17 protein-coding genes and 1 tRNA gene are annotated in these 22,005 nt (G+C 36.9%); 7 read left to right on the top strand and 11 right to left on the bottom strand.

Going from position 1 to position 22,005, the window contains the following annotated elements; genetic code table 11:
* Nucleotides 1–20 precede the first annotated feature (20 nt).
* The 5 genes from H3T46_RS08200 to galU form a co-directional block, all read right to left on the bottom strand.
* Nucleotides 21–503 carry an FKBP-type peptidyl-prolyl cis-trans isomerase gene (locus H3T46_RS08200; protein WP_110439519.1) on the bottom strand — a complete coding sequence of 161 codons (483 nt, stop codon included), beginning with the start codon at nucleotides 501–503 and terminating at the stop codon, nucleotides 21–23.
* A gap of 24 nt (nucleotides 504–527) precedes the next feature.
* Nucleotides 528–1,757: an argininosuccinate synthase gene (locus H3T46_RS08195; protein WP_198198200.1), complete on the bottom strand. Its 1,230-nt coding sequence runs from the start codon at nucleotides 1,755–1,757 to the stop codon at nucleotides 528–530.
* A gap of 328 nt (nucleotides 1,758–2,085) precedes the next feature.
* Entirely contained in the window at nucleotides 2,086–2,934 is an 849-nt protein-coding gene (locus H3T46_RS08190) for a methyltransferase domain-containing protein (protein ID WP_155571561.1), read from the bottom strand.
* Between the two features lie 96 nt (nucleotides 2,935–3,030).
* Nucleotides 3,031–4,419, bottom strand: a complete 1,389-nt coding sequence (gene pgmG / locus H3T46_RS08185) for a phosphoglucomutase/phosphomannomutase PgmG (protein ID WP_198198198.1) — start codon at nucleotides 4,417–4,419, stop codon at nucleotides 3,031–3,033.
* Nucleotides 4,419–5,303 (bottom strand): UTP--glucose-1-phosphate uridylyltransferase GalU, encoded by an 885-nt coding sequence (gene galU, locus H3T46_RS08180; RefSeq protein WP_110439516.1) that lies wholly within the window; start codon nucleotides 5,301–5,303, stop codon nucleotides 4,419–4,421. Before galU ends, pgmG begins: the two co-directional genes overlap by 1 nt.
* A gap of 730 nt (nucleotides 5,304–6,033) precedes the next feature.
* On the opposite strand from galU, the gene H3T46_RS08175 reads away from it, so the two are divergent.
* On the top strand, nucleotides 6,034–6,852 hold the full coding sequence (locus H3T46_RS08175; RefSeq protein WP_198198196.1) for a toll/interleukin-1 receptor domain-containing protein: 819 nt from the start codon (nucleotides 6,034–6,036) through the stop codon (nucleotides 6,850–6,852).
* 169 nt (nucleotides 6,853–7,021) lie between these two features.
* Here H3T46_RS08175 and H3T46_RS08170 read toward each other — a convergent pair whose 3' ends face one another.
* Nucleotides 7,022–9,304 carry an NADP-dependent malic enzyme gene (locus H3T46_RS08170; RefSeq protein WP_198198194.1) on the bottom strand — a complete coding sequence of 761 codons (2,283 nt, stop codon included), beginning with the start codon at nucleotides 9,302–9,304 and terminating at the stop codon, nucleotides 7,022–7,024.
* A gap of 121 nt (nucleotides 9,305–9,425) precedes the next feature.
* Nucleotides 9,426–9,512: transfer RNA gene (locus tag H3T46_RS08165), tRNA-Leu, on the bottom strand.
* A gap of 48 nt (nucleotides 9,513–9,560) precedes the next feature.
* Between H3T46_RS08165 and lipB the strand changes: the two genes are divergently transcribed.
* Nucleotides 9,561–10,286 carry a lipoyl(octanoyl) transferase LipB gene (lipB, locus tag H3T46_RS08160; protein WP_370552773.1) on the top strand — a complete coding sequence of 242 codons (726 nt, stop codon included), beginning with the start codon at nucleotides 9,561–9,563 and terminating at the stop codon, nucleotides 10,284–10,286.
* Here the strand turns inward: lipB and H3T46_RS08155 are convergent.
* Entirely contained in the window at nucleotides 10,264–10,890 is a 627-nt protein-coding gene (locus H3T46_RS08155; RefSeq protein WP_155568766.1) for an outer membrane lipoprotein carrier protein LolA, read from the bottom strand. The two genes, lipB and H3T46_RS08155, sit on opposite strands and share 23 nt — an antisense overlap.
* Nucleotides 10,891–11,073: 183 nt before the next feature.
* On the opposite strand from H3T46_RS08155, the gene H3T46_RS08150 reads away from it, so the two are divergent.
* From H3T46_RS08150 to H3T46_RS08140, 3 genes are read left to right on the top strand one after another with little or no spacing between them, the layout of a single operon-like run.
* The gene (locus H3T46_RS08150; protein WP_198198192.1) at nucleotides 11,074–11,667 is read left to right on the top strand and encodes a J domain-containing protein; all 594 of its coding nucleotides are present in this window, start codon (nucleotides 11,074–11,076) and stop codon (nucleotides 11,665–11,667) included.
* A 48-nt stretch (nucleotides 11,668–11,715) separates the two neighbouring features.
* The gene (locus H3T46_RS08145; protein WP_198198190.1) at nucleotides 11,716–12,738 is read left to right on the top strand and encodes an AAA family ATPase; all 1,023 of its coding nucleotides are present in this window, start codon (nucleotides 11,716–11,718) and stop codon (nucleotides 12,736–12,738) included.
* 37 nt (nucleotides 12,739–12,775) lie between these two features.
* Nucleotides 12,776–14,659: a cobaltochelatase CobT-related protein gene (locus H3T46_RS08140; RefSeq protein ID WP_198198188.1), complete on the top strand. Its 1,884-nt coding sequence runs from the start codon at nucleotides 12,776–12,778 to the stop codon at nucleotides 14,657–14,659.
* Nucleotides 14,660–14,711: 52 nt separating this feature from the next.
* Here the strand turns inward: H3T46_RS08140 and H3T46_RS08135 are convergent, their stop codons facing one another.
* Together H3T46_RS08135 and H3T46_RS08130 are read right to left on the bottom strand one after the other, a co-directional pair.
* Nucleotides 14,712–15,938, bottom strand: a complete 1,227-nt coding sequence (locus H3T46_RS08135) for a pyridoxal phosphate-dependent aminotransferase (protein WP_232350034.1) — start codon at nucleotides 15,936–15,938, stop codon at nucleotides 14,712–14,714.
* A 15-nt stretch (nucleotides 15,939–15,953) separates the two neighbouring features.
* Nucleotides 15,954–17,159 (bottom strand): pyridoxal phosphate-dependent aminotransferase, encoded by a 1,206-nt coding sequence (locus H3T46_RS08130; protein WP_110439508.1) that lies wholly within the window; start codon nucleotides 17,157–17,159, stop codon nucleotides 15,954–15,956.
* Between the two features lie 600 nt (nucleotides 17,160–17,759).
* Here H3T46_RS08130 and H3T46_RS08125 point away from each other — a divergent pair.
* Nucleotides 17,760–19,028, top strand: coding sequence for a hypothetical protein (locus H3T46_RS08125; protein WP_198225993.1), 1,269 nt, complete (start codon nucleotides 17,760–17,762; stop codon nucleotides 19,026–19,028).
* Between the two features lie 56 nt (nucleotides 19,029–19,084).
* Nucleotides 19,085–20,272, top strand: coding sequence for an aldose 1-epimerase family protein (locus tag H3T46_RS08120; protein WP_155566242.1), 1,188 nt, complete (start codon nucleotides 19,085–19,087; stop codon nucleotides 20,270–20,272).
* Between the two features lie 72 nt (nucleotides 20,273–20,344).
* Here the strand turns inward: H3T46_RS08120 and H3T46_RS08990 are convergent, their stop codons facing one another.
* A complete protein-coding gene (locus tag H3T46_RS08990; RefSeq protein WP_255550364.1) occupies nucleotides 20,345–21,727 on the bottom strand; it encodes a glucosyltransferase domain-containing protein in 1,383 nt (460 codons plus the stop codon).
* Nucleotides 21,728–22,005: the final 278 nt, after the last annotated feature.

Genomic DNA, 22,005 nt, shown 5'->3' with positions numbered 1-22,005 from the left:
TCACCTTGATCCTTTATTTATTAGTTATCCGGTTGGTTTTTGGTTACCCCAACAAGATGAATCTTAAAAATTAATGGGCTATTTGAAGGAATAATCCCCATAGATTTTTCTCCATACCCTAATTTAGGCGGAACATAAAGCTGCCAAACATCGCCAGGATGCATTTTAGGCAGGGCTTCCATCCAGCCAGGTATTAATCCCTCGACAGGCATTTGCATTAAACCACCACCATGCCGATCTGATGAATCAAATATGACACCGTCTGGCAAACGCCCTTCATATTCCGCCAAAATTAGATCCCCTGGAGCAGGAGAGGCTTCCTTAGGGTTTCCAGACTGGATAATACGGTAAGCCAATCCACTGGGTAATGTTTTCACTCCCGGTTCAGCCTCAACCTTTTGCATAAACTGTTCGGGGGTTAGTTGCTCCTTTTTACTACCGGCGCAAGCAACCAAGGGAATTGCCAAAACCGCAGGAACTATCCAAGAAAGCATCTTTTTCATTTTCAACTCCTGATAATTCAAATTTTACAAGGCACCGCCACGTCGACCTGCCTGTGCTCCCAAACGTAGTCGTAACGCATTTAATTTAATGAAGCCCTGTGCATCCATTTGATTATATGCACCTTCATCATCTTCAAATGTTACAACACGCATGTCATAGAGACTATTCGGACTTTCACGTCCCATCAAGATAATATTACCTTTATACAGCTTCAATTTTACACGACCGGTAACAAAATGCTGACTTTCATCAATCAGGGCCTGCAGCATTCGGCGCTCTGGTGAGAACCAAAAACCATTATAAATTAATTCCGCATAACGAGGCATAATACTATCCTTTAAATGCCCGGCCTCACGATCAAGAGTGATCGATTCCATGTTTCTATGGGCAAATAATAAGATCGTTCCACCCGGTGTTTCATAAATTCCACGGGATTTCATGCCAACAAAACGATTTTCAACCAGATCAAGACGCCCGATACCATTGGCCTTACCCAACTCGTTCAAACGGGCCAGTATAGTTGCCGGGGACATTACAATTCCATTAATCGCTACAGGATCACCAGCTTTGAAATCAATACTGATTTCAGTCGCCTTATCTGGAGCATCTTCCGGTGAAATTGTTCGCTGAAAAACAGCTTCATCAGGAGGAAGGGAAGGATCTTCCAAAATTTTCCCTTCCGAAGATGAATGTAAAAGATTGGCATCGACCGAAAAGGGAGCTTCCCCACGTTTGTCATGCGTAACCGGAATCTGATTTTCTTCAGCAAACTGCAATAAACGGGTACGAGAAGTGAGATCCCATTCACGCCAAGGCGAAATAACAGTGACATCGGGTTTTAATGCATAATAGGCCAGCTCAAATCGAACCTGGTCATTCCCTTTACCCGTTGCCCCATGCGCAACGGCATCAGCCCCCACCTGTTCGGCAATTTCAATTTGTCTTTTAGAAATAAGTGGACGCGCGATTGAGGTTCCCAATAAATATTGTCCTTCGTAAAGCGTGTTGGCACGAAACATTGGAAAGACATAATCCCTTACGAATTCTTCACGCAAATCCTCGACAAAAATTTCTTTTACACCAAACATTTCCGCTTTTTTACGGGCTGGACCCAATTCTTCCCCTTGTCCCAAATCAGCCGTAAAGGTTACAACCTCACATTCATATGTTTTTTGTAACCACCGTAAAATAACAGAAGTATCCAACCCTCCCGAATAGGCCAGAACAACTTTTTTTACATTCTTATGTGCCATACCGCTTACTTTTCATATCAAAATTCTACAATTACGATCGGTTATATCATCAATATAAAGCTTTTTAAATCATCATTCTTTGCAAGAACCCTAAAATTAAAATTTTAAAAAAAATATATTATGAATAAAAATGTATATTTAATAACTATTTGATTTATATAACTTAAATTATTACAACTATTGTTCAATAATAAATAGATCAATAAATTTAAAATTATGCAGAACTTTTTCTTATTCTAAAAAAATTAACAATCAGATTTTTTTCATATAATCTAAAAATTAAATTCCAAAATAAAAATTTTATATTATTCGTAAATTAAAACTGATTCTATTTATTTCGCAACGCTTCTTCCAAAGACATTTTGAATTGACCAGGTTTTAAAGGTTGAGGTTGTGACGCGTCGGGAGACCAACCTGTTAAAATGGCAAAATTTATATCAACTTTAATAGGTTTAAAAGTTTCCAAACGTGCAATAAATTCGGCAAATAAAGTTTTTTTTGCAAAATAAGCCTGATGCATTTGCAAGGAATTTGTTTCCCCTGCCCAACGCAAATCCCGAAATAAAGCCAATGAAGAGCGATAAACAATTTCAATCGCCTCCTTATCAATAGTGGGTAAGGCAAAACCAGCCCGTTGCATCAAACTTGCACATGATCTTAAATCAGGTAATGGAGAAATATGCGGCAAAACAGCACCACAATATTCCATTTCAACTTCAGCCATTACGGTTCGTAATAAAGAAAGAGTCGGAAGTATAGGAATTGCCGCCAGGAAAAGACCATCAGGCTTCAAAATTCTTCGAATTTGTAATAAAGTACCAGGCAAATCATTAACCCAATGCAAGTTAAAATTCGCAATAACCAGATCAAAGCATCCTGATTTAAAAGGCAAGAATTCTTCATCCATACAGATTTTCGAATTTACATTCATTGAAACCAGACCTGCCGACAAATCAGCCGATATCACCTTTATTTTTCTATTTTTTAAATAGGAAGAAACATACCCTCGCCCTCCGATTTCTAAGGCAAATTCAAAGGAACGATTTATATCGTCAAGTCGTTCCAGTAACCGATCCGTACATTGTTGAAAGATATCCTGTATTTCAAAATGATATAAAACAGATCTATCTCGATGCAATTTCAGAAGAGAACGGTTAAATAATAATGGAACATTCATGGCATATATCATTTGATAGATAACAAAAAGGATACAATCGCTAGACTGTATCCTTTTTATAAAAAAATAGAAACCAGTTAAAATTCTAATCTCAATTTATACTTCTGGAAATTCCACACCAGAAGCCTTTAACTGAGCTTTTAAAGCATTTTTCAATCGCTCCAATCCCTCATCAGATGTACTCTCCGCTCGTGCCACTAAAGCAGCTTGAGTGTTGGAAGCCCTTAAAAGCCACCATCCATCTTCTGTATTCACCCTTACACCATCAATCGTCACGACATTGGCCTTCTCTTCCTTTAACCGTTCAGCCACTTCACGGACAACAGTGAATTTACGCTCATCGGAACAATCAAAACGAATTTCAGGAGTAGAAATTGCTTTGGGTAAAGACTCTGTTACTTCTGATAAAGGACCCTTTAACCGGGCGACAATATCAAGCGTTCTGACTGCAACGTATAATGCGTCGTCAAACCCGTACCATTTATCTGCAAAGAAAATATGACCAGACATTTCCCCACCGAGAACAGCCTTTGATTCAGCCATTTTGGCCTTGATCAAGGAATGTCCAGTACACCACATCAAAGGATTTCCACCCGCTTTTTGAATTTCATCAAAAAGAATTTTGCTTGCTTTAACATCGGCAACAATTGTTGCCCCTTGATTACTTGCAAGAATATCACGACTAAAAATAACCATAAGCTGATCACCCCAAAGGATATTACCTTTGTCATCAATCACGCCAATACGATCGGCATCACCATCAAACGCAATACCAATATCAGCCTTGCGATTGGCCACCTCTTTCTGAAGCTGAACAAGGTTTTTGGGAACAGTAGGGTCTGGACTATGAGCGGGAAAATCGCCGTCTATCGTTCCATTCAGAACAATATGTTCACCGGGCAACTTCTGAACCAAACGGGTTAGAATATCACCAGCAGCCCCATTACTGTTATCCCAGACAACACGTAATTTCCGTTCAGTTCCCCCAAAATCTTCCAAAAGCCGATTAATATAATCTTCTGAAACATCAACCTTGCGAACCGTACCATTACCCTCTGGAACCACATCACCAGCCGCAACCTGTGCCCCTAAATCCTGAATCTGCTTACCAAAAAACGGTTTGCCACCCAGCATGAATTTCATCCCATTATATTCTTTGGGATTATGACTGGCCGTAACCATAACAGCACCATCAGCCTGCATAACTGTTGAAGCAAAATAGAGCATTGGGGTCGGACCACGACCGATACGGACAACTTCCAAACCGCTTTTCTTTAATCCATTTACCAGAGCGGCCTCTAAATCAGGCGAACTAACCCGACCATCATAACCAACAACAACTTTTTTTCCATTTTTCCTTGCGACCAAACTGCCAAAGGACCGTCCGATCGCATAGGCATCCTCGACAAAAAAAGTCTGTTCATAAATGCCGCGAATATCATATTCTCGCAGGATTGTCGAATTAATTACACGTTGATGTTCCATTATTTAACCTCTTCATGGGCATATTTCTGTATTATCTTACGCATGGCCGGAGCTAGATCGGGACGTTTCAAAGCAAAGGCAACCTGAGCTTCTAGAAATCCAGATTTGCTTCCACAATCATACCGAACCCCATTATATCTCAACCCATGAAAAGGCATTTGTCCAATCAATTTTTCCATAGAATCTGTCAATTGAACTTCATTTCCTGCACCTTTTTCCATTTTAGAAAGATATTTCATAATTTCAGGTGACAAAATATAACGTCCAATAATTGAAAGATTAGAGGGAGCCTGTTCGGGCTCCGGCTTTTCTACAACCCCGGAAATCGTGACCAGTTTTCCATCATCCTTTTCAATATCCACAATACCGTAACTGGATGTCTTTTCACGAGGAACCTCGGTAACAGCGACGACGTTTCCACCATATTCATTATAAACTTCAACCATTTGCGCCAAACATCCTGGCGTCGCCATAATCAAATCATCCGGTAATAAAATGGCAAATGGATCATCGCCAACAAATGTACGAGCACACCATATTGCATGCCCCAACCCTAATGGAGACTGCTGACGCAAAGCGGTTAAAGAACCTGCCTCGATACTAGATGGATAGAGAGCCTCTAGAGACTCTTTTTTACCTCTTTGTCGCAGTGTATCCTCAAGTTCATAAGCAACATCAAAATAATCAATTAGAGAATCTTTTCCTCGACCTGTAATCAGACAAAACTGTTCAATTCCTGCCGCACGCGCCTCATCCAGTGCATATTGAATCAATGGACGATCAACAACAGGCAACATTTCTTTTGGCATTGATTTTGTTGCAGGCAAGAAACGGGTTCCTAAGCCAGCGACAGGTAATACAGCTTTTTTTAAAGGTTTAATCACAGAACTCTACCTTGAAATTTAATAATAAAAAACAAATATGTTAATGTCTAATTTAGAACAAAACAAATATTATTTCACAATTTGATAAGAATATGTAAAAATTATGATAAGGAGGCCACATTCAATAATTAAGCGCGGAATTCCCTTTTAATTAAATACCTATATGTGAATCTTAATCAAATTATGTCTAATAATTTACGCGCAATAATGCTACCATAGTAAAACTAAATTTTAACAGAAAAATTTGTTTTTTCAAACTTCCCAGAAATGATTGCTATTACAAATATATCAAATTAAATTTATCTAATTGATAATATTTAAATATAATGTGAATCAAAAAAACCAAAGATGAATAAAATACACATCTTTGGAAGATTATACTTAATTAAAAAACCATTACTATTTAAATAACTTAAATTATTTTTAAATAATATTATTTAAAAAAGCTTAAATAATTTAAATATACTTTCTTTTTACAGCTAATCTATCGTGAAAACAATATATGGAATAAAATCCTGGATATATTTAGCCAATTTTTTGGTCATATGAAGAAAATCATATTTTATAAAATTTATATTAGTTCATGTGTATAATTTTATTACACAATTTATCAGCTTCCACTTGATCAATTTATTTTATTTCATTTTGTTAATATTAATGTATACTTTCCTAAATTTGTCATTATTAATCATAATGTTAAAAAAGGGTTTATAACAAGGTCACTTTATAAATGCCAGAATTAATCAAAAAAACGATTTTCCTAAGTCATATTACAGAAGAAAAAGAACTTACATGTATATTTCAACAATTAATCGAAGACAGTTTTTTTGGACAAGTCCATGTTTTCACGTCCAGTTTCTCCATAAAACCGGGTCAAAGATGGTTTGATGAAATTGAAGAAAATTTAAAAAATAGTGCCATCATGATTGTATTTTGCAGTCCCAAAAGTATTCAACGTCCCTGGATCAGTTTTGAATGTGGGGCAGGATGGCAAAAAAATATCAATGTTATTCCACTTTGTCACTCTGGATTAACCGTTGACACCTTACCGAGCCCATTAAATTTGCTTGAGGGCGGCAACATTTCAGATAAGAATAAGATAACAGATATATTTGAGATCATTAAAAATGAAATCGGCTTTAACCGTTTACCTATCATAGACTTCGATTCATTATTTAAAAAAATAAATGAATTTGAAAATAAATATCTTCCAGCAAATAATAAAAATACGATAGATCAACCTCAACGAAGCCCGTTGTCTTCTATAATTTCAAAAATATTATTGGAAATCAAAAAAATAAATCCCGGTTTTTTTGAAAGACTCAAAACAATGTATAAAGATCCAAAAATGGGATTAACGCTTCCCCCGGTTCCTTTAATTTATTATAGCTACAAATCTTTAAAATGCCACTTGTACGAATTACGCAAACACGACAATAACTTTCATTTCAATTATAATGTACCATCTCATTCAGGCACATTTAACCCTTACGGAAATCTAATTTTAACTGTTTCCCCTGAAGTTAAACAATTAATTGTAGAATTATAATTTTTATATTTTATCCAAAATTTTAATGCGTGTTTTACAAGCAATCGCGAATATGCAATTTTTAATGAAAAAATAAAGAGTGAAAAAATGGATTTCTCACTCTTTTATACACAGTAAATTCAGTAATCTTGAACAAGATTACAATATTTTCCTAATATTGCAATCAAATTTATTGTTTTTTTCTTAATGATTGGCGAATGGCAATAGCTGTCAGATTCACGATACCTCGTGCCGTTGTATTTTCCGTAAGAACATGAAGCGGCTTTGTTGTGCCAAGCGTTATAGGACCAATCTGCAGTCCATTTCCAACCACACGACTCAAGGAAAATCCAATATTTGCCGCATCAAGACTGGGCATAATTAACAAATTGGCATTTCCTCTCAAGGGTGAATCATCAATTAATCTCGAACGCAAGGTTTCACTTAACGCAGCATCACCCTGCATTTCCCCGTCAATTTCCAATGAAGGATTCTTTTCGCGTATTATGGCCAGGGCTTTTTTCATTTTTAATGCTGATTCAGATTTTCCCGTTCCAAAAGAAGAATAAGATAATAAAGCGGCTCTTGGTACCATACCAAACATAGATACCATTTCAGAAGCCAATAAAGTTAATTCAGCAATTTCCTCAGCCGTAGGGTCCAGATGTAAATAAGTATCCCCCATAAAAAGCGCTACATTTGACTGAATCATAGCAGAAATAGTATGGAATTCCTTTACTCCATCCTGTTTGGGGATAATATTTTTCAATGCCTTAAAATGACGATACCATTCACCAAATCCACCAACAAGTGCTGCATCAACATGCCCCTCCCTTAAAAGCATCGCTGCTAGAATTGATTTTCTTCTATAGAGCTGTTCATACGCCAAAGACGGAGGAACACCCGTTCTTTCAACCAATCTCTGATAAGGTTTTTCCAGTGTTTGCAAAAATGGGTTATCCTTTTGGGGATCATAAACTGTTAAATCCTTACCAATTTTTAAGCTTAACCCCAATTGAGTAATTTTTTCATGAATCCTTTTCTGATCTCCAATAACATAAGGTAAAACCATCTGTTCATTAACCATAGTTTGAATAGCACGTAAAACCCTATCATTTTCGCCTTCAGAAAAGACAACCTTTTGCAGTCCTTTATGTTGATGAACAGCTGCAAATACAGGTTGCATAACCTGACTGGTTCTGAACACAAATTGCATCAGATGCTCCAGATATCCATTAAAATCATCAATCGGACGTAAGGCAACCCCTGTTTGCATGGCCGCTTTTGCAACCGCTGGCGCAATTTCCAAAATTAATCGCGGATCAAAAGGTTTTGGCAAAATATATTCAGGACCAAAAGCAGGTGCCTGACCGCCATAAGCGGCCACGACAACCTCATTGGCTTCTTGTGTCGCCAGATTTGCTAATGCATAAGCGGCGGCTTTTTTCATCTCCTCGTTTATTTCGGTTGCCCCAACATCTAGGGCTCCGCGAAATATAAAAGGAAAACATAAAACATTATTAACCTGATTTGGATGATCAGAACGACCTGTTGCCATAATCGCATCTGATCGAATACTACCAACCTCTTCTGGAGTGATTTCAGGTTCCGGATTTGCCAATGCCAGAATCAAAGGATTGGATGCCATTTTTGCCACCCATTCTTTTTTCAGAACTCCAGCCACAGAAACACCAAGAAAAATATCCGCACCCGCTATAACATCCTCCAAACGGCGAGCCTGCGTGTCTTTGGCATAACGTGCCATATTTTCTGGCATATTTGGATCGCGGCCTTGCCACACCACTCCATCAATATCCGTTAAAATGACATTTTCAGGTTTTAATCCCAGAGTTACCAATAAATTTACACATGCAATAGCTGCCGCCCCAGCCCCAGAAGTGACCAATTTAACGTCTTCAATTTTCTTATTCTGAATTCGCAAGGCATTAATGGTAGCCGCACTTACGACAATCGCCGTTCCATGTTGATCATCATGAAAAACCGGAATATTCATTCTGGATTTTAGATTCTGTTCAATAATAAAACATTCAGGCGCCTTGATATCCTCCAAATTAATTCCGCCAAAAGTTGGCTCAAGCGCCGCGACAACATTACAGAAATGTTCCGGATCATTGGCATCAACTTCGATATCAAAAACATCAATACCAGCAAATTTCTTGAATAAAACCGCCTTGCCCTCCATAACGGGTTTTCCCGCCAAGGGCCCGATGTTTCCCAACCCCAAAACAGCCGTACCATTGGAAATAACCCCAACCAGGTTACTTTTGGCCGTGTATTTGCTAGCCAAACTAGGATCCCTTTTAATTTCCAAACATGGTGCCGCCACCCCTGGGGAATAGGCTAAGGACAAATCAGTTTGAGTCGCCATTCTTTTTGTTGGTGTTATTGTTAATTTCCCTGGTATTGGATATTCATGATAATCCAACGCATCTTGCTTAAATTTATGATCCATAATTTCCTCTTCATTGCAATCATGACATTTTTACAAATAAATCTTTGTAAAATTGGTAAAATTATATATCAAAGGCAAATGAAAAGAAAATAGGTTCTATATTCAAGTCGCAACAAGAATGTGGTGCGACCGAGAAGACTCGAACTTCCACGGGGTATTTCCCCACAAGCACCTCAAGCTTGCGCGTCTACCATTCCGCCACGGTCGCACGGGATTGATTTTCATAATTCAATCCAATATGCTTTCTCTATAACCGATGAAAGAGTTTCTAGCAATGGCTATCACACCAATATTTTTGCAAAAAAGCAAAAAAGTTGTTCCCTATCCCACAGCAATTCAATGGATGAAAAATTACGTTCAAAAAATATTTGATGGGAAAGCGGCAGAATGCCTATGGTTTTTGGAACATCCTCCGCTTTACACTGCGGGAACATCGGCAAAAGAGAGCGATTTGTTCAATCCACAGAATTTTCCTGTTTTTCATACTAATCGGGGTGGACAATGGACTTACCATGGTCCAGGAATGCGAATCATCTATGTAATGATGGATTTACGTAAACCCCATCCCACTTTTCCCGATCATGATATTCGCGCATTCATTCACAAACTTGAAGACTGGATCATTCTCACCCTTCAACAATTCAATATCGCAGCAGAAAAAAAAGAAGGGCGTGTCGGATTATGGGTTACCGATCCTGTTACAAAAAAAGAGAAAAAAATTGCCGCAATTGGAATTAAGCTATCCCATTGGATCAGCTGGCATGGAATTGCGTTGAATATTAATCCCAAACTGGAAAATTATTCCGGAATAGTCCCCTGTGGATTGAAGGAATATGGAATTACGAGCATGCATGAACTAGGAATTAATACTTCATTTGATATGGTAGACCAAGTCCTCTGTCAAGCCTGGCAGCAAGTGTTTGTCTATTCTTTAAAATTGCGGTCACCACCTTCTGACCTTATGGTTGATCAGGATAGTTAAAATAATTATTTTTAACACTTAAACCCATATGAACATTTGAAATATTCATGATCGTTTGCCGTTTACGCACATCTATAGCTTGCATCTGATCAAGAGTTAACTGACCATTTACATCTTGAAACCGTAGAGTTAACAAACCTTGGGATGGATTATCCCCGCTTGCCAATGAAATTTGCAAAGCCTGTGTTCCCTTTTGTATTGCCGTTACAAGAATGGGTGATGATAAATGAACAGGACTATTTAGCATTAATCCCAAAGGGTTTCTTGCCAATCCAATATGTGTAACAGAATGATCGTCAAAATTTTTTGCCACCATTTTTTTACCCTTTGCAACAACGATCATTGTGGAAGGGGTTTCATAATTTAAACGTAATTTTCCAGGTATATATACGATACGTCCTTCAGATTGATTACCATTTGACCAAATTTGCGTGAATTGTCCCTCAAATCCCCTTGGATCGTTCAGGGCACTTTCAACCCTTGAAATTGAAACGAGCTCGCAAGTAGGTCTTGCTTTCTGATTAGCCTGACATGCCATTAATAGAAACGGAAAAAGCAATATTATTTTTTTGCATATCCCATTCATGATTTTATCTATTCTCATCGCCTTACCTCTTTATATCAAGATGATTAATTCTATATCAGAATTATAAAATATCTTTAATATGCCCTTTGAATTATAACCGTTTTTTGGAATATAATTCATTTTTCCCCAATTCTTGTGATATTCTTCCAAGAACAATGTTCCTTACTTTTCTATTCTATTTCTTATGAAATCAAAATACTTATGATGTTTAAAAAGAAATGGGCAACAATGTTTGATCCCAACAATGCAAAAACAACACCGCACCGTTATTGTGACATGCCAGGATGCAGAGAACCAGCAGAATATCGGGCACCAAAATCCCGTCACCAGTTACATGACTATTATTGGTTCTGTTTTAGCCATATTCGGGAATATAACAAAAACTGGGATTATTTCAGGGGAATGAATACTGCGCAAATAGAGGAACACATGCGTTCCGCCGCTGTATGGGATAAACCTTCGTGGAAGCTTGGTAGATTAGGAAAAAAAAATCTTTTAAATGAGCAATCATTCCATGATCCGCTACGGCTTTTTCAAAAAACAAGAACAAAAACACATCATGATACCGAACAGAAACCCAATATCCCCCAAGAATTACAAAAAGCTTTGCAATTACTGGAAATTAGCTGGCCACTTTCGTTGGCCAGTTTAAAAAAAAGATATACCAAGCTTGCCCGTAAATATCATCCTGATACAAATGGTGGTGACGCGGATTTGGAAGAAAAATTTAAAAAGATTAATGCAGCTTATTCCCTACTCCGAACATATTTGACAAATATGATTGAAGCAAAATAAAAAATCATTTAGATCATTAAAATAACTCTTCTACACAGGATAATTTCTATGTCCAGATCAACTTCAAACCTAACTAATCCCGATAAAACCGATTTACCTGACATTTCTATGTTATCAAAACCAGATAAATTGTTTAACGTAAGAAAAACATTTGATATTGATCTTGATATGGAGGTCAAGGGATTTTCAAAAAAAACCTCACTGGTTCCCGATCTGGATCCAAACTATTTTTTTGATCTAGATACCACTCATGCCATTCTTGCAGGATTTCGATATAATCGACGGGTCATGATACAGGGATTTCATGGAACAGGAAAATCCTCCCATATCGAACAAATCGCTGCCCGCCTGAACTGGCCATGTATTCGCATCAATCTCGATAGCCACATTTCCCGTATTGACTTGATTGGAAAGGATGCCATCATCCTAAAGGACGGAAAACAAGTTACACAATTTCAAGAGGGTTTACTTCCATGGGCTTTAGAGCATCCATGCGCACTTATTTTTGATGAATATGATGCTGGCCGTCCTGATGTTATGTTTGTCATTCAACGTGTGCTTGAAACAGAAGGCAAACTGACCTTGCTGGATCAAAATCGAGTTATTCGCCCTGATCCATCCTTTCGTCTTTTTGCAACTGCAAACACCATTGGATTGGGAGATACGACCGGGCTGTATCATGGTACTCAACAAATCAATCAGGGGCAAATGGATCGCTGGAATATTGTTGCCGCACTGAATTATTTACCCCCTCCACAAGAAATTAAAATAATCATGGCAAAAATGAATGTACAGCCTCAGGACGCAGAAACAAAAAAACAGATTGAATCAATGGTAGCATTGGCCAATTTAACCCGAATTGGATTTGCCGAAGGGGAACTGTCTACTGTAATGTCTCCTCGCACTGTCATCAGCTGGGCTGAAAACTATACAATCTTTCATGATCTTGCATTGTCTTTCCGCCTAACCTTCCTAAATAAATGTGACCTGTCAGAACACGGAATTGTAGCAGAATATTACCAACGCTGTTTTAATGTTGACCTTTTAACAACCGATCCTAAAACAGTTTAAACAATATTGAATTATCCGATTTAACAAGAGGATTATAATGCCTAAAAATCAGAAGAACAGACAGACTGATTTACTCAATTTTCAAACCGCTTATAATCCTGAACGTTTCAAACAAGCCCTGATTAGTACCATACATACTTTAAGTGGTTATACGGCAACCAATATCAATTTCTGTTCAAACACGGTCAACAATCGTCAATATCAATCCAAAAACAATAAGGAAAACGTCTATCTTCCACAACCACCAGAAATACAAGATGCAAAAACCTTGCAATTCATTAGGGGACAAGCTGATGCACTGGCCCTATATCTAAAATATCATGATAATGATCTTCCTTCACCACCAGACTTAACATCAGGGGACGCACAAAATAGTTTCAATGCCCTGGAACAAGTCCGTGTGGAGGCATTAGGAAGCAAAAAGATGGCAGGGGTTGCCGCCAATTTACAGGCAGTTATGGAACATAACAGTCATATAGAAGGGCATGCAAGGATGGACAAGGCGGAACAATTATCTCCTGCAAAAGCCCTTTCTTTACTTGTTTATGAAACATTGACTGGAAAAACAGTACCAACAGCATCTCGTAAAATTCTGCAATTATGGCGCAATCAATTAACACCCCAGGGTGAAAAAGCTCTCAAGGCCATGAAAGAGGCTTTGACTGACCAGGATCATTATGCACAAGCTACCAAACAATTGCTTCAAGCCTATAGTTTACTAGAAGGAGAAGAGGAAAAATCCGATAATGGCAAGGAAGAATCCTCTCAAGATACCGCGAATCAAAACAAAGATAGCAATCCAGATTACCCTGAAGAAAAACAAGAACAGCAAGAAAGCGAACTTGAACAGCAAATTTCACAAATTCCCCTGAATATGGAGGATCAAGAAAAACCAGATTCAGTCATGGGAAGTGATAAATCTGAAAAAGCTGGTGGCCCCTCACAACAACCTCCGGATACCCTAGCTGATGTTGAAGATGCATCCTATCACATTTACACAAAATTATTTGATGAGGTAGTTACCGCTGAACAGATTTGCGACGTAAACGAGCTAGGCTTCCTAAGAAACCAGCTTGATCAACAATTACAGGAAATACAAAATATCATATCCAAGCTGGCCAATCGTTTACAACGCAAATTGATGTCGCAACAAATCAGAAGCTGGAATTTTGATCAGGAGGAAGGACTTCTCGATGCCAGCAAATTAACAAGAATAATCACCAACCCAACCAATTCTCTGAGTTTTAAACAAGAAAAATCAACCGATTTTAAGGACACGATTGTAACACTGTTAATCGATAATTCTGGATCCATGCGAGGACGCCCTATTTCCATTGCGGCAATGTGTGGAGATATTCTGGCCAGAACTCTTGAACGTTGTTCCGTTAAGGTAGAAATTCTCGGTTTTACAACCCAGACCTGGAAAGGTGGACGCAGTCGTGAAAAATGGCTGGCTGACAAACGTCCCCAGAATCCAGGACGGTTAAATGATTTACGCCATATTATTTATAAAGCTGCCGACCAGCCATGGCGACGAGCCAAACGTAATTTAGGCCTTATGCTCAAGGATGGCTTGTTAAAAGAGAATATTGATGGAGAGGCTCTTTTTTGGGCATGGCAAAGACTTAAAACCCGTGTAGAAAAACGTAAAATTTTAATGGTTATTTCTGATGGAGCACCTGTTGATGATAGCACTTTATCGACGAATGGATCAGAATATCTTGAAAATCATCTTAAACGCATGATTCGCAAAATCGAAAATCGTGCTGAAATCGAGCTTGTAGCCATTGGAATTGGGCATGATGTAACACGTTACTACAAACATGCCGTGACAATCACCAAGGCAGAAGAATTGGGGGGAACAATGATTCACGAACTCACCAAACTATTTGATGAAAAAGACAAAATTCAATCTAAATAATTTTCAACCCCTTCATTAATACTCAAGAAAACCGGAGCATTAATGAATACGATCAGGATAACCCTTGCACAAACTGGGAAATTCTTTGACAGGCCTCTTCAAGAACGACATCATCAGCGGCATAAGCTATACGCAAGTAGGGACTTAAACCAAACGCTGATCCGGGAACAACCGCAACATAAGTCTCTTCCAATAATGCTTCAGCAAAATCCTGATCATTGGCAATCAACCTTCCCTGAGCTGTTTTTTTTCCAATACAGCTGGCAATACCTGGATATATATAAAAGGCCCCCTGTGGAATATTACAGCTTATACCATTCATTGCTGAAAAGGCGGCCGTCATTTTTTTACGACGTCGATCATAAGCCAGTTTCATTGATTCAACTTCTTTTTGCGCATATTGCAAAGCCGCAGTAGCAGCTGCCTGACTGACACTGCAGGCACCAGAGGTTGAATTGCTTTGAATTTTAAGCATCGCTCTAATCAAACGCTTTACCCCACCGGCATAACCTATACGCCAACCTGGCATTGCAAAAGTTTTAGAAACCCCATTCGCCGTTAAAATACGATCTTTTAATTCTGGTGCCAAAGCCGCCAATGAATGATGGCGTTGCCCGTCAAAAATCAAATGTTCGTAAATTTCATCAGCAAAAATCCATATCTGAGGATTAATCCTCAATACCTCAACCAATGCCAGCAAGTCTTCTTTTGTCCAGACAGCACCAGTTGGATTGCTGGGGGAATTCAAAATCAGCCATTTAGTCCTAGGCGTAATAGCGGCTTTTAATTGCCTTGCCTTTAAGACAAAATTATCTTTTTCAGGACAAACAACATGAACCGGATTCCCTCCTAGAAATCGTACCATAATTGGATAACTGGTCCAATAGGGTGCCGGAATAATGACTTCATCTTCCAGATCTAAAGTCGCCATCAAGGCATTGAACAAAATCTGTTTAACCCCATTTGCAACCATAATTTCGTCCAATGCATAATCGACACCATTTTCTTCCTTAAATTTTTTTTGTATGGCCTTTTTCAACGATAAAAAACCGTCTATAGGAGGATACTTCGTTTTTCCTTCCAAAGCCGCCTGATAACCTCCCTCAATAGCTATTTTGGGTGTTAAAAAATCAGGCTGTCCCAGGGCTAGGGAAATAACATTTTTTCCTTCTGCTTTCAGAACCCTTGCCCGCATTGACATAGCGATGGTTGCAGGAGCTTCAAACCCGCTCATTCTTGAGGCAAGAGCGGGTTCAATTGCAATTTCCTCATTATTCATAACCAATATCTAGCCCTAGCTCAAATTCATGCAGAAATGTTTAATCCGTAAACAGGCTTCCTTAAGCAACTCTGTATTTGTCGCATAGGAAATACGGAAATATCCATCCATCATAAAAGCTGCTCCATGAACTGTGGCTACACCCTCTTCTTCCAGTAAAGCCGTTACGAAATCCTGATCACTATTAATTTTTGTCCCCTTACTGGTTGTTTTACCCAAACAATTTTTCATTGAAACAAACAGGTAAAAGGCCCCCATGGGTTTTAAACAGGATAGACCCGGTGCACCATTTAGGTTATCCAAAACCAGATTTCGCCTTTTTTGATAAGTAGCCACCATATCGGCAACTGAATCCTGTGAACCAGTCAAGGCCTCAACGGTTGCCGCCTGACTAATGGAACAGGGATTGGTTGTGGACTGTCCCTGCAACTTTATCATTGCCTTGATAAATTCTACAGGGGCGGCAGCATATCCAATACGCCATCCCGTCATCGAATAGGCTTTTGAAACACCGTTCATTGTAATTGTGCGTTCTTTAAGGCGTGGTTCAACCTGGACTACTGTTGGGGCAACCACCCCATCGTAAACCAGCTTGGAATAAATATCATCCGTCAAAACCCATACATTTGGATATTGCATCAAGACATCACATAAAGCCTGCAATTCTTCTTTACTGTATACAGCACCTGTGGGATTACAAGGGGAATTCAAAATCAGCCATTTCGTTTTAGACGTAATTGCTGCACTCAGTTGTTCGGGCTGCAACTTGAAACCTGCGTGCTCCTCCTTACAAGGAATGATAACTGGTGTTCCACCAGCCAATGTTACAATATCGGGATAAGAAACCCAACAAGGTGAAGGGATAATAACCTCATCTCCTGGATTAAGACTGGCCATCATCGCATTGAATATAACCTGTTTTCCACCACTGGAAACCATGATTTCTTCAGGTTGGTAGTCAATATTATAATCGGCTTTCAAACGTTGGGCAACTGCCTGGCGGACAGCTGGGGTCCCTCCAACATCTGTATATTTTGTCTGTCCGGACTGAATGGCTGCTATGCCTGCGTTCTTAATATTGATCGGCGTATCAAAGTCAGGTTCACCAGCCGAAAGGCTGATCACATCCTGACCCTTACTTTTCATGGCACGCGCCTTTGCACTAATCACCAGCGTCTGACTAGGCTGTATTTTTTTCAATCGAGCAGATAGAATATCCATTATTACCATTCCAGTTACGTAAATAATTCATTCATATAAAGCTTATCATTATATAAAATATTTATAAAAAACTTTATATAATATAGATCATGTTTTAATTAATTATAATAATTTTATTTTTTATAAGACCATTTAACTTTTAAACGATCATTGAATTTAATTTTTCTCTTTTGAAAAATCTATATCGAACGAACTCATTTAAACAAATTTATTAAAACAAGAAAGATTATAAAACCAATGGAAATGGCTATTCTTAAATATCATGTTCTAGATTTCATAAAAAAAAATCAAGCAAAACCGATTCCAGCAAAAATATATCCCGGATTGAAAAATATAACGCAAATTACTGAAAATTTTAAAAATAACCTGGCTAACCAAACAATATTAAAAGAGCTCTGCCAATATTGCCTTACTTTTAAAAATTATATATTGGCTGAAGCGTTAATAAATTTTCTTATAGAGATAGATTCAAACAATAAAGACTACTATTTTTTTAAGGCAACTATCCTTTTCTTGAAAAAAAATATAGATGCTTCTTTAGAAAAACTGGAAAAGTATCTCAATTTCATTTGTTCTTCTGACCTCTTAACAAGGGATATCATGTCCGAATTGGAAAAAGGTGAAATTACCAATTATTATATGTTTTTTTTACCCAATATCTTACAAAGATATAAATTGCCAATTCCAACCTCCGAATTTAACCTTTATCTTTTTCCTTATTCAATGCACGACGCAAATCAAACAATTCAACAGCGTTATGCAATTTATCTGGGCTATTATTGTGACAGACTTCAAGAACATTTTAGAGATCTGTTAAAAGGATTACTGGATGAGGAATATGAATTAAATGGAGATACAACCTGGTATCATCTAAATGCAGGAAAATTGCAGTGGCTTCTCCATAATAGACCCTCGGCAGATTATCACTTTCAAAAATCCAAAGAACTGGCCCCTGAAACTTCCGTTTATTTCGACAATGAAGATAGTGGTGTATATAGTTGGTTAACAGAAAAGAGATACCAAAATTTTGAACAGGCTAATAAACATGATGATCCATTTCATCTGGAAAAATGGCAATGGTCATATGCTGATCTAAAAGATCAACAGGCCGATTTACTATTCATTCTGGGTTGTGATTCCCGATATTTAAAATATTTACCCAAATTTCTCTTTACTCTTGTAAAAGCACATAAAAGGGTAGATTTTCAAAGTAAAATCGTTCTTGCTCTTGCATTGGAAAATCCATCATCTCAACAAAAAGAATTTCTAAAAGAGATCTCTGAATTTATTCATAACACCATTCCTAATATGCATATTACCTATGGTTATGGTTCCTCACTTTATCGGGATGCAGCCTATTTTACCTGTTTACGTTTTCTTTTTGCGGAAAAACTTTATCAACGTTATCCTACAAAAACCTTTATTCTTGATATTGATCTCACCGTTACAGAGGATTTTTTCAGTAAAAAATTCCCTTTATTTGGTAATTATGATTTTGGTTTGAGACTTTTTGCTTTTGATAAAAATGGTGATCAGCTCGTGGGGGCACCTTGGTGTTTGGGAGCCGGAATTACATATCTAAACCATTCAGAAATCACCCCTAAAATTCTTCATTTTATCGGACATTATATAAAATGGGCTTATGATCCTCATAATTTTACCAATTGGTGTATTGATCAATGTGCTTTGTCACAAGCTGTCGAGCAATTTATACGCCCTTCCTGGAAAAATTTGGTAATAAGAGATATCGATCAAGAGAATTTATTTGATCTATCCAATTATTTTAAATCAAAAAACGATTTTTATTATCAATCCCCCTACATCAGTGAAAATAATTTTAAGGAACAAATTCAATTATTATTGCATTAATTATATAAATCTTCAAAATAATGCATGAGTGCTGTTTGTAAATCCGGGAGAATAAAATGACACTAGAATTTTCATTATCTCAAAATCAGACCAAATCTTTTACACTAACCAGCGCAGCCCATAACATTGAATTAGGCAATTGGGAGATTAACAATCACCAGCTTGGCATTGAGGATGTTTTATTTTCTATTCAGCAAATTTGTCTGCATGGAGGAAAACAGGAAGGTTCTAGACTGATTATAATTAAATGTCCTGATGGATTGACCATCACCCTGAGCCCAACACGAGGAATGAATGTGATTGAAGCAACAGCTCCTGGCATTCGCCTGGGTTGGGATTCACCTGTAAAGGAGATAGTCAACCCCACTTTCATAAATCTTCAAAGTCGCAATGGCACCGGATGGTTGGAAGGTTTTAACGAAATGATGGTGCGTTGCGGTTATGAATGGTCTGGGCATCCTTTTACCGACACCAATGGTGAGCTTTATAGCCTTCATGGAAAAGCAGCAAATACACCAGCATCTGAAGTTATTGTTGAGATCGATACTCTATTTCCATACGAAATCAAGATAAAAGGCTTAATTAAAGAAAGCACTTTCAAAAAAACCGATTTACGTGTTCTAACAGAGCTATCCTATATTCCTGGCTCCCACAGTTTTACCCTTCATGATCGCTTGACCAATCATGCCGATTACTCGCATCCCTATCAAATTATTTACCATAGCAATTTCGGTAAACCTCTATTAGAAAAAGATGCAAAATTTATCGCCCCTGTTAAAGAAATAAGTCCTTTTAACAACTATGCTCAAAATGGACTAGATAATTGGCAAACTTATCGTGAACCTACCAAAGATTTTGATGAAATGGTATTTAATATCATTCCCTATACCAAAAAAGATGGAAGCACCATGGCCGCGTTGCATAATAAAAGCGAAAATAAAGGAGTTTCCATTGAATTCAATACTAAGCAACTTCCCTTTCTAACTTTATGGAAGAACACAGATACCGAAAAACAGGGATATGTCACAGGCATAGAACCAGGAACCAATTTTGCCTATCCTATGACAATTGAACGTGAACAAGGTAGACTTAAAAAACTTCATGCCGGAAAAACAGTTGAATTTAAATTGAGATATAACGCCTTACTTGATCGGCAAGCTGTTGAAATCATGAAAAAGGAAATTACCAATATTCAGGGCAATCAAGAAACCCAAATCAATCAAAAACCAGTCGCACAAGAATAACAGAATTAAAATAAGGGATTAATTGACATATCCCTTATTCAATCAATCCTTATCCAATATTTGATATATGGATTAAAAAGTTCCTGGATTATAATTTTTGGTAATACTATCGCAATAAGAGCCTGTTTTAACATACAAAATAACACCATATAAAGTCGATTGAATATAACAGCCAGAAAAAATATCTTTAGCATCTTTTGGAAAATCTGGAGAGGCCCTGCCAATAACATTTTTATGCATGTAATACTCTCCATTTAATAAACCGTTTACATACCAAGGGTTTGACAATCCAACAAAATCAAAAATTTTCCTTGTTAATGGATGTGTTTTCATAATGGTTTGTTGAGAAGAAAACCTCAAATCATCGCGGATAAATGTAATCCCCTCCACTTTCTTATTACCAAAATGATAAATAGATTGTAAAATTTCCTGTACTATTAATGCATTTTTCTGATGATCTATTCTTTTCAGATTACATAATGCTGATGACAAAAGCAAAGATGTCCATAAATAACAAATTGGAACCAAAAGCATTATCTTTGAATGACAACCAGCCTTTTGAACATACAGAAATATAAAAATGAAAAAGGCTGATATACCCATCATTTCACGTGTATTACCACTGGGTATATTTAATATAATATTTGAACTCGTTAAGGCAACCAGCAATAAAGGAAAACACAGGCATAAAACACAAATTCTTTTATAATTTTTCTTGAAAAGATCTTTTATCACTGTATATAAAAAAAATACAGATGAAATAATCAAAGATACTATTATATAGTTTTCCTGAATATACAATAAAAACAGTAATAGATATATTTTTATATTCTCAATAAGATGAATGAATATATATTCATTTAAAACAATAATCTTTCCTAATGGACCATAATCGTTGGTAATCAAAAAATTTACAACGCATATTTTATAAATGAAAAATGTAGTTAATATATTGCATAATCTTAGAAATAGTTCCCTGAACAATCCGGAAAATGCTACCTGATCACTATCATTCAATAGTTTTACAGCCAATAGTCCAATAACTAATGTCAAAGCACATTGATAAAAACAATATAAAGAAAATAATAGGCATGAACGAATTATATAATCAATACACACATTTTGATTATTTTCTTTAAATACAAATAGACATGCCAATGCAACACTGCATGTCATGATTATACAATCATATTTATATGATAAATTTTGTAAAAAAAATGGATTGCATAAAAGAAAAATAAATATAGTTAATTTTAATAAATAATTTTCTGATCGAATTATTTTATCTGTTGTATAAAGAAAAATTAAATACAAAGCTAAGAAAGCAATGATAAATGAAAAAGGATAAGGGTCAGAAACTATTGCACTTCCGTTTAATAAACGAATCAACCAAACAGAAAACGGTCTTACATTAAGGAACCATACAAAAAGGTCACCATTAGATGCCCGATACATATCATCAACAAAATCATAAGGAGACAATAAAAAAGGAATAGAATAAATAAAAGTAATAATAGATGTTAATAAAACATAATGTTTTTTATGAATGGTTATAGACATCAGTTTAATATTATTTTTTAAATTACATATGTTGAAATTATTTTAATGTTAAAATATTAATCTTGATCTGAAAACAAGCCAATCTAATTTAATTATTCTATAAAAAATTTTTATATTTATTAAGTTATGATATTTATTTGTTTTTTTACGGTATATGAGAGGTGGGCATGCGA

The organism is Commensalibacter sp. M0133 (genome assembly GCF_016101485.1).
GTDB classification, from domain to species: domain Bacteria; phylum Pseudomonadota; class Alphaproteobacteria; order Acetobacterales; family Acetobacteraceae; genus Commensalibacter; species Commensalibacter melissae.
This window is presented reverse-complemented; position numbering and strand designations above follow the sequence as displayed.